The organism is Sphingopyxis sp. RIFCSPHIGHO2_12_FULL_65_19 (genome assembly GCF_001830555.1).
Lineage (GTDB): Bacteria > Pseudomonadota > Alphaproteobacteria > Sphingomonadales > Sphingomonadaceae > Sphingopyxis.
This window is the reverse complement of sequence record NZ_MIAM01000026.1, coordinates 1-7,259: the sequence shown is the minus strand read 5'-3', so window position 1 is coordinate 7,259 and position 7,259 is coordinate 1. Positions and strand designations below refer to the sequence as shown.

Sequence of the window (7,259 nt, the reverse complement as noted above, 5' to 3'; positions counted from 1 at the left end):
GCCCCTGCCGCCGTTCAGGATGCCCGCTGCGCGCTGCACTGGGTCGGGGCCCATTCGGAGCGCTTCGGCTTCGACCGCCGCCGGATTGTCGTGTCGGGGACATCGGCGGGCGGGCACCTCGCGCTGATGGCGGGGTTGCTGCCGTCGGCAAATGACATCGATGCCGATGAATGCAAAGGCGGACCGAAGGCCGCAGCGATCCTCGATTTCTATGGCCCGGCCGACCTGACCCTGTTGCACGGCCGTCGACGACACCCCACGATCGCGAACTGGATCGGCAATGGCCCCGGCGCCGCCGCGATGGAGCGCAACATGTCTCCGGTCACCTGGCTTGCGCCTGACAGCCCGCCAATCTTCATCGGCCATGGCGACGCCGATCCGGTCGTCCCGATCGAACAGTCGAACGACCTGAAAAGGCGGCTCGATGCGCTGGGCCTGCCATCGGATCTCTTTGTCGTTGCGGGCGCCGGGCATGGCAAGTTCGCCCCCGCAAACCAGTCGGCGATGACCGTCCGCGTCCTCGCCTTCCTTTGCGCGCGCGGCATACTCAGCTCGGCCGCTTGCGGCACGAAAAACTGATGCGCGCGTTCGTCATGGGCTTCAAACTTGTCCTACCGGATTGTATGGACTCCCCAAGAGCTTGTTGGGGAGAAGATTGAGCCATGGCCGAACGCCGCCTTTTCGAGGATGTCGCCGACACGATCCGGCGCCTGATCCTCGACGGAACCTACCCGCCCGGAACACGGTTGCCGGGCGAGCGCGAACTGTCGGATCGGTTCGAGGTTAGCCGCGTAACGATCCGCGAGGCGGAGATTGCGCTGCAAGCAACGGGCTGGATTCACATCCGCACCGGCGCCGGCGCCTATGTCGAGGCTGTGCTTCCCGGCGACAATGCGGTGCTGCCAAAGGTCAGCGCCTTTGAACTGACCGAGGCGCGATCCTTGTTCGAGGCCGAGGCCGCGGCACTTGCCGCTCCCACAATTTCGGCCGAAACGCTGGAAAAGCTGGAGACTCTGCTCGCCGCAATGGCCGACGAGAATGCCAGTGAGGACGAGATCAGCGCGATCGACCGCGAATTTCACATGACGATCGCGGCGGCGTCGAACAACAAGGCGATCATCCATGTGATAGAGAGCCTGTGGCGGATGCGGATGGAACTGCCCGAAGTCCGGACCAGTCATTCGATGGTCTGCCGCAAGGACGGCAAAGCCCGCCAGTCAGAGCATTCGGATGTGGTCGAGGCGCTGCGCAAGCGCGATGCGTCGGGCGCGCGGCTCGCGATGCGACGTCATTTCAACCGATTGATCGAATCGATGCTCGACGAAACCGAAGAGCGCGCGCTGGTCGAACTGCGCCGCAGCGCCGCCGAAAGCCGCGAACGCTATCTGCTGAGCGCCAAGCTCGCCTGATGCGCCCGGGGCCGCTGCCATGAGCGCCGTGACGCGCGCGCAGGACGCGGCTTTCGCTTTGTTCGAGGCGCGGCGGACCGGTCGCGCGCTGGCGCGCTTTCCAGCGCCGGTGCCCGCGACGCTGGCCGACGCCTATGCGGTGCAGCACGGTTTGCTGGCTGCACTCGGCGGGCCGGTGCTCGGCTGGAAGGTCGGGCGTATTCCGCCCGCGATGATCGACGCACTCGGTGCCGAACGACTGGCTGGACCAATCCTCCGCTGCGCCAAACTCGACGGTCAGACGCCGGGCGACGCGCGGGTTTTCGTCGGCGGCGCGGGCGCGATCGAGGCCGAGGTGATGCTGCGTCTGCGCGCCGTCCCTTCTCGCCCCCTGTCCCCCGACGACGACGCGCACCTCTGGGTCGACGACATCCGCGCGGGTTTCGAGATTGCCAGTTCGCCGGCGCCCGACGTCCATGCCCATGCCCCATTCGCCATCATCGCCGACATCGGTATCAACAACGGCCTGTTGCTCGGCCCGCGTCTCGACCCGGCCGACTTCGACCGCGTCGAGGTGACGACCGAAATCGGCGGCGCGGCGGTCGGCGCCGGGCGTGCGTGCGACGTCCTCGACGGCCCTTGGGGCTCGCTGCGTTTCCTTGTCGGACTCCATCACGACGGCGTGATCCGGTTGGAGCCCGGCCAATGGATTTCGGCAGGTGCGATTACCGGGGTGCATTCGATTGCGGCCGGCCAGTCGGCAACAGCCCGCTTTGGTGATCGCATTCGTATAGCCTGCACCGCCATTCCCGACCCCGGAGCCTGACCATGATCGACCCGACAAAGACAATCGCCTGTTTCGGCGAGGTCGTTTTGCGGCTGGGCGTCCCCCACGGCGAGCTGCCGCTGCAATCGGCGCGTTTCGAGGTCCATGTCGGCGGCGCCGAGGCCAATGTGGCCGTTGCACTGGCTTCGCTCGGCCATGACGTCACGATGCTCAGCGCCATTCCCGGCGGCGCCCTCGGCGACGGCGTCGTCGATCGGCTACGCGGCCACGGTGTCGACACGCGGCGCCTGCTGCGCCCGGCCGGGCGCATGGGCCTCTATTACCACCTGCCCGGCGGACCGATGCGCGCCGACGACGTGCAGTATGACCGCGCCCACACCGCCTTCGCCGCGCTTGCAGCAGCCGATTGGGACTGGGATCGGCTGCTTGAGGGCGTCGGTTGGCTGCACCTGTCGGGGGTTACCCCGGCGCTCGGCCCGCGCAGCGCCGACGCGGCGCTCGAAGCGGTGCGCCGCGCACGCGCCGCAGGGATCGGCGTCTCGTTCGACGGCAACTGGCGCGGGCGCCTGTGGGAGCGCTGGCACGACGACCCCGCCGCGGTCCTGCGGCCGATCGTTGCCGAGGCGTCGCTGTTGTTCGGCAATCATCGGGACGCGTCTTTGCTGCTGGGCCGCGATTTTTCCGGCGATGGCGCCGAACGGCGACGGGAGGCTGCGCTTGCGCTGCTCGACGCCTTTCCGAAACTCGACCGCATCGCCTCGACCGCGCGCCGCGTCATCGAACCCGCACGCCACGAACTGCGCGCCCGGATCGACACTCGCGACGACCAGGCCCAGACCCGTGCCGTCGTCATCACTCCGGTGATCGACCGGATCGGCACGGGCGACGCCTTTGCCGCCGGAATATTGGACGCGTGCCTGGCCGAAAAAACGCTCGCAGCCACCGCGCAAAACGGCCTTTCGGCTGCCGCGATCGCGCACGGGTTGAAGGGGGATTTCGCTCCACTGTCGCGCTATCTCCTCGCTGGCGCGTCCCCGGCTGCCAGCGACGTGGCCCGCTGAACCCAGCGCAATTGCCAACTAAGGCAGCGACTTGACCGGCGGGTCGGGGTAGAAGGCGACCGAACGCCCCGTTCGCCCCGGAGAGCGAAGCCATGAGCCTGACAGCGACCCGCTATTGCGACCTTGTGATGAAAGGCGGCATCACCAGCGGTGTCGTCTATCCCAATGCGGTACTCGCATTGGCGCGTGATTTCCGGTTCAAGAATATCGGTGGAACGTCGGCGGGCGCGATCGCCGCCGCCGCGACCGCCGCCGCCGCGGTTGGCGACCGAAAGCATGTCGCATCGGGTTCGAGCGCGCCCTGCCCGGCGACGCTCGGCTTTTCCGGGCTCGAACGCGTCGCCGCAGAGCTTTCCTCGCAAGGCTTCATCTTTGGCCTGTTTCACCCTGCCCGCGGCGCAAAAAACGCCTATCGGTTGATCGTCACCCTAGCGGGTAACGCCGGGTCACTGCGCAAATTTTTCGCCGCGATGATCGCCGTGGTGGCCGTCGCGCCGCTCGAAGCCTTGCTTTTGCTCGGTCTGTTCCTGTCGATCGCATATGGGCTCGCCGGGACGCCGGGGCTTGCCGCTGCGCTACTTCCGTCGGGTCTATGCGCCTATCTGGGTGCTGCGATCGCTGCGATCTTGCGGGTGGCGCGCGTCGCGAGGCACAATTTGCTTGGCCTGTGTTCGGGCCGCAGCGTCCGCAAGAACGCCTCGCAACCGGCGCTGACCGAATGGCTCCACGATGTCCTGCAATCGCTGTCGGGCAAGGCGGAGGCCGACCCGCTGCGCTTCGACGACCTCTGGTCGGCGCCGCGCTATCCAGGCGAGCCCGCGACCGAGACCGCGATTACGCTTCAGATGATCACAACCGGCGTATCGCATCACGAACCCCGCACGCTGCCGTTCACCGATGCGACCTTCTGGTTCCTGCGCGAAGAATTCGACCTGCTGTTCCCCCGCATTGTCGTCGACGCGATGGTTGCGGAATCCGGCGTGCCCGACCGGGTTGACGGCAAGGCCTATTACAAATTGCCGGTGAACGGGCGGATGCCAGTCCTCGTGGCGATGCGGATGAGCCTGAGCTTTCCCCTGCTGATCAGCGCGGTGCCGCTGCACGAACCGTTCGCGCGCCGCCCCCGGCCGGTCGAGACCGCAGACGAAGCGACCAACGACGAGGAGGCAGGCAAGGAAACGACGTTGAGCCAGAGCACCGAAGGCCTGACGAGCGGCGGGGAGAGCCGGGCCTCGGCGATCGAGGGGTTCCGCGTCTGCTGGTTCTCGGATGGCGGCGTTGCCAGCAACTTTCCGCTCCATCTGTTCGACGCGCCGCTGCCTCGCTGGCCGACCTTTGCGATCAACCTCGTCTACCCTCAGGACAGCGACATCGCGATGCCGGTCGAAAATGGCGAGCCGCAGGATGCGCGTGACAAGGCCGAAGCCTCGGTGTGGCTGCCGCTTCACAATAATCGCGGCTGGCAACGCAGCTACCGCTCGATCGCTCGCCCCGTCGCGCTCGCGGAAGTTTCGGCATTCCTGTTCGGGATCATCAGCACGATGCAGAACTGGCGTGACTTGTTGCAGTCGCGCGCGCCGGGACAGCGCGACCGTATCGTCCATGTCTCGCTCGACCCGGCCGAAGGCGGCATGAATCTCGACATGTCGCAGGCAATCCTCGACAGCATCGCGCTGAAAGGCACGGCCGCAGGCGAGCGGCTGTATCGCTTTTCCTTCGCCAACCATTATTGGGTGCGCTGGCGCAATGTCGCATCGGGGCTTCAACGCTATACGATACGGATCGCGGCCAGCGCCGAGCTGGCACCTCCGATACCGGCCTATGAAGCCGCGTTCGAGGCGGTCCGGACGGGGACACCTCCACCCCATTCCTATAAATTCCGCTCCGCCGAAGCGCAGGCTGCGTCGCAAAAGCTGTACGCTGAACTCGTTGCGCGCGGCACGGAATGGGCCGACCTGGGCCCCGACCTAAGCCACGGCACCCCGCGGCCGCTGCCGCAGATGCAGATCACGCCGACCTATTGAGCGGCGGCTCCTTCGTCATCCTGCTGCGGCGACGCGTGACCGTCTTTTCTGATAAAGCTCATCTTGCCTTGCGGTTCGAGGATCGCCCACGCGACGTCCGACATCCGGCCGATGCCCGCCAGACGCATTTCGGACAATATCTCGTCACGGGTCAGTCGATCGCGCCGTAGATTTTCCTCCATGACCTTGCCGTCGCGCACGATCACGCGCGGCGTGCCCTCCAGCAGGTCTTTGGCGCGCGGGAACAGGTAAGCGGTCCAACTCAGCACCAGCGCCCAGAAGGCAAAGGTGCAGATCGCCAAAGTCGCGCCCGTCAGGCTGAAGTCATTATGCGTCACCCCCTGCTGGATCAGGTCGCCCAGCACGACGAGCACGACCAGTTCAAACGGCGTCATCTGGCCGAGTTCGCGCTTTCCGAGCAGGCGGATCAATAGAAACAGGATGAAGAACATCACCGTGGCGCGAAGCACGATATCCATCAGGGGCGCACCGTGATGCGCAGCGGCATCGCGCCGATGCGGCGGTCGCCGTCGAGGATCGCTATGTCGCCCTCGGTGCCGCCAAAGAGCGGCGGGTTGATCTGGCCGTCGATCTTGAGGTGCAGGCTGTCGCCAGCGACTAACGGTCCATAGGAAAATCGGAACCGGCCATCCTCGAAACCTTCCTCGGTCGGCGCCGGTATCATCGTGTTGACGGTCATGTCGCGCCAAAGCTGCGGCGTCACCGCGATCACTGCATCGGCGATCGGCGCTCTGGCGGTCAGGATGATGTCGGTTTCAAAAAACTCGCCGTTCCGGATCGTGACCGGGGTCTTCACCACCAGTTGGGCAGGGCCGAAGTCCGCGACCTTGCGGGGGCTCGGCTGCCCGCCCGCGAATCCCAGCCAGGCCGCCAACAGGATGCCGCCCAGGACAAGGATCGAGATCGGGCTGGCGTGTCGGTCCCAAAGGCGGCGCGACGGCCCCGCTTCTATGCCTTCGAGCGTCTGCATCCGATCCTCCGGCCTGCCCCCGGTCGTTGCGCGACCGAAGAACTGCCAATCGACGCATGGCGCGGCTTTTCGTTCCCTTTGGCGGCGCGGTGTGAACGACTGGCGTTCCGGAAGCGCTATTTCCCTTGGGCCGCGAGCACGCGCAGGATATTGCCGCTCCACATTTTTTCGATGTCGGCGTCCGAATAGCCTGCCGCTTTCAGCCGTTCGGTGACCTTGGGCAGCGCGGCAATATCTTCGATGCCCGGCAACCCGCCGCCGCCGTCCCAGTCGGCGCCGAAACAGATATGGTCGACGCCCCCGACTTCGATCGCGCGCAGCACCATCGTCATATAGGCGTCAAAATCGGCCGCCCAGAGCTTCTCTGTCTTATCGAGTTCGCGCCATTGGCGGTTGAGATCGGCTTGCTCGGCAGGCGTGATCTGCCCGATATTTTCATACTTGCCAAATAGTTCGGCGCGCGCGGGCGACATGTTCATTTCCGACATGAAAATCGTCGAGATGCACATGGCGCCGCCCTTTGCCGCAAGCGCCTTCAGCCGCCCTTCGTCGAGATTGCGCGGATGGTCGAATGCCGAGCGCAGGCTCGAATGCGAGAGCAGGATCGGATATTTCGACAGAGCGAGAATCTGGTCGAACGCGGCATCGGACGAATGGCTCGCGTCGATCACGATGCCGAGACGGTTCATCTCGGCGACCCATTGCTTGCCGAGCGGGCTCAGCCCTTTCCAGCGCCCCTCGCCCGTCGCGCTATCGGCGAACTGATTGTCCTTTGAATGCACCGGCCCGGCAAGGCGCAGCCCCTTGTCGTAAAACTCTTTGAGCAGCGACAGGTCTTCACCTAGCGGGTAGCTGTTTTCCATCGACTTGAAGGCAATCAGCTTGCCGTCCTTGTTCAATCGCACCGCGTCGGCCGCGGTCAGCGCGGGCGCGATCGTCGCCGAATTGGCCGCGATCGTTTTGTCGATCAGGTCCGACCGTTTGCGCGCGAAGGCGAGCGCATCGGCA

Annotated in this window: 8 protein-coding genes; 5 read left to right on the top strand and 3 right to left on the bottom strand. The window is 65.6% G+C overall.

Annotation, left to right across the window (positions count from 1 at the left end):
• The 5 genes from A3E77_RS08295 to A3E77_RS08275 form a co-directional block, all read left to right on the top strand.
• Nucleotides 1-579, top strand: a 579-nt coding sequence (locus tag A3E77_RS08295) for an alpha/beta hydrolase (RefSeq protein WP_293644874.1), incomplete at its 5' end; no start/stop codon positions are given.
• Between the two features lie 83 nt (nucleotides 580-662).
• Nucleotides 663-1,409, top strand: coding sequence for a FadR/GntR family transcriptional regulator (locus A3E77_RS08290; RefSeq protein ID WP_293644872.1), 747 nt, complete (start codon nucleotides 663-665; stop codon nucleotides 1,407-1,409).
• Between the two features lie 19 nt (nucleotides 1,410-1,428).
• A complete protein-coding gene (locus A3E77_RS08285; protein WP_293644870.1) occupies nucleotides 1,429-2,214 on the top strand; it encodes a 2-keto-4-pentenoate hydratase in 786 nt (261 codons plus the stop codon).
• Between the two features lie 2 nt (nucleotides 2,215-2,216).
• A complete protein-coding gene (locus tag A3E77_RS08280; RefSeq protein ID WP_293644868.1) occupies nucleotides 2,217-3,236 on the top strand; it encodes a sugar kinase in 1,020 nt (339 codons plus the stop codon).
• Nucleotides 3,237-3,328: 92 nt separating this feature from the next.
• Nucleotides 3,329-5,260, top strand: a complete 1,932-nt coding sequence (locus A3E77_RS08275) for a patatin-like phospholipase family protein (RefSeq protein WP_293644866.1) — start codon at nucleotides 3,329-3,331, stop codon at nucleotides 5,258-5,260.
• On the opposite strand, the gene A3E77_RS08270 is transcribed toward A3E77_RS08275, so the two are convergent.
• From A3E77_RS08270 to A3E77_RS08260, 3 genes are all read right to left on the bottom strand, one after another.
• A complete protein-coding gene (locus A3E77_RS08270) occupies nucleotides 5,254-5,739 on the bottom strand; it encodes a DUF421 domain-containing protein (RefSeq protein WP_293644864.1) in 486 nt (161 codons plus the stop codon). The genes A3E77_RS08275 and A3E77_RS08270 overlap by 7 nt on opposite strands.
• The gene (locus A3E77_RS08265; protein ID WP_293644862.1) at nucleotides 5,739-6,251 is read right to left on the bottom strand and encodes a hypothetical protein; all 513 of its coding nucleotides are present in this window, start codon (nucleotides 6,249-6,251) and stop codon (nucleotides 5,739-5,741) included. The genes A3E77_RS08270 and A3E77_RS08265 overlap by 1 nt, the downstream gene beginning before the upstream one ends.
• A gap of 116 nt (nucleotides 6,252-6,367) precedes the next feature.
• Nucleotides 6,368-7,259, bottom strand: an 892-nt coding sequence (locus A3E77_RS08260) for a dipeptidase (protein WP_293644860.1), incomplete at its 5' end; no start/stop codon positions are given.